Source organism: Micromonospora sp. NBS 11-29 (genome assembly GCF_002140155.1).
Lineage (GTDB): Bacteria > Actinomycetota > Actinomycetes > Mycobacteriales > Micromonosporaceae > Micromonospora.
Genome location: NZ_NAPR01000038.1, coordinates 1 through 1809, shown reverse-complemented (window position 1 = coordinate 1809; position 1809 = coordinate 1). Strand labels below are relative to the sequence as shown.

Here is a 1809-nt window from a genome sequence, read left to right as displayed (position 1 = left end):
GGACCTGGCCGACCCGTCCGCCGCGTTGCAGTTCGCCGGCACGCTGGTCAACCCGCTGGCCCGCTTCGCACCGCGATGAGCGCCACCGCGCCGATCGCCGACGCGGCGCATGACCGGGTGCCGCACCGCTGGCTGATCCTGGCCGTGCTCTGCCTGGCGCAGCTCGTGGTGGTGCTGGACAACACCGTGCTGACCGTGGCGGTGCCGGTGCTCACCACCGAGTTGGACGCGAGCACCGCCGACGTGCAGTGGATGATCAACGCGTACGCGCTGGTGCTGTCCGGGCTGCTGCTGAGCGCCGGCAGCGCGGCCGACCGGTACGGGCGGCGGCGGATGCTGCTGCTCGGGCTGGTGCTGTTCGGGCTCGGCTCGGCGGCGGCCGGGCTGGCCCGCACCGCCGAGCAGGTGATCGCCGCCCGCGCCGGCATGGGCGTGGGTGGCGCGCTGCTGGTCACCGCCACCCTGGCCGTGGCGATGCAGGTCTTCGACGCCGCCGAGCGGTCCCGGGCGATCGGCGTGTGGGCGGCGACGAGCGCGTTGGGGTTCGCGGCCGGGCCGCCGATCGGCGGGTTCGTGCTGGCGCACCTGCCCTGGGGTGCGATCTTCCTGCTGAACGTGCCGGTCGTGCTGGTCTGCCTGCTCGCCGCGCGGACGCTGGTGCCGGAGTCGCGCAACCCGGCCGGCGGGCGGCTCGACCTGGGTGGGGTGGCGCTCTCCACCGCCGGGCTGACCGCGATCGTCTGGGCGATCATCTCCGGCCCGGAGCGCGGCTGGGCGTCGGCGGCGGTGCTCGGCGCGGGCGCGGCCGGGGTGGCGCTGCTGGCGTCGTTCGTGGTCTGGGAGCGGCGGGTCGCCGACCCGATGCTGGACATGGGTTTCTTCCGCGACCGCCGGTTCGTCGGCGCGGTCAGCGGCGTCGTGCTGATCACGTTCGGGGCCACCGGCGCGTTGTTCCTGCTCACCCAGCAGTTGCAGTTCGTGCGCGGCTACCCGGCGTGGGAGGCGGGGCTGCGGATGGCGCCGTTCGCGCTGTCCATCGTGGTGCTCACCGCGTCCGGCGTCGCCGCGACGGTGATCCACCGGCTCGGCCGGCCGGTCGCCATCGCCGTCGGCATGACGCTGCTGGCCGGCGGCCTGGCGCTGGTCACGCACGGCCCGTCGGAGGGTTACGGCACGATGCTGGCCGGGCTGCTGGTCATGGGTACGGGCTGCGCGCTGGCGAACCCGGCCGTGGTGGAGGCGGTGATGAGCGCGATCCCGACCCAGAAGGCCGGCGCGGGCGCCGGGGTCGACGGCACCATGACCGAGGTGGGCGGTGCCCTGGGCGTCGCGGTGCTGGGCGCGGTGCTGCACGCCCGGTTCGCGGCGCTGCTGCCGGCCGCGCTGGCCGGCGCCGGTTCGTTCCCGGCCGCGCTGGCCGCCGCCGGCCCGGACCGGGCGGTGGTCACCGCCGCGTTCGCCGAGGCGCTGCGGACCGGTCAGACGGTGGGCGCGGTGGCCGTGCTGGCCGGCGGTCTGGTGGCCGCCGCGCTGCTGCACCGCGCCGAGGCGGGTACGCGGCCGGGCTGAGAGTCAGCGGCGTACCGGCATCTTCAGCACCCGGTCGCAGTGGGCCCGGTCCTCGGCCAGGTGCGAGGCGAGCACGCAGGTCACTCCGGGTCGTCGGGCCAGCGCGGCCCGCATCAGCGCCCGCGCCATCTTCACCGACGTGTTCGACTGCTTCCTGCGGCACCTCAGCGCCGCCCTGCACACGCAGGGCGTGCTCGACCAGGACGACTTCTGGCGCACCGTGGCCGAGTGCGTCACCGG

The 1809-nt window shown here is 75.7% G+C and carries 3 protein-coding genes; 2 read left to right on the top strand and 1 reads right to left on the bottom strand.

The features are described 5' to 3' along the window. Positions 1-75: 75 nt before the first annotated feature. Positions 76-1569, top strand: a complete 1494-nt coding sequence (locus tag B1205_RS28820) for an MFS transporter (protein ID WP_089158474.1) — start codon at positions 76-78, stop codon at positions 1567-1569. A gap of 3 nt (positions 1570-1572) precedes the next feature. Here B1205_RS28820 and B1205_RS32665 read toward each other — a convergent pair whose 3' ends face one another. After that, positions 1573-1704 (bottom strand): hypothetical protein, encoded by a 132-nt coding sequence (locus tag B1205_RS32665; RefSeq protein ID WP_254910289.1) that lies wholly within the window; start codon positions 1702-1704, stop codon positions 1573-1575. Between the two features lie 4 nt (positions 1705-1708). On the opposite strand from B1205_RS32665, the gene B1205_RS28815 reads away from it, so the two are divergent. Next, positions 1709-1809: hypothetical protein (locus B1205_RS28815; protein WP_303395047.1), on the top strand; the 101-nt coding region annotated here is incomplete at its 3' end.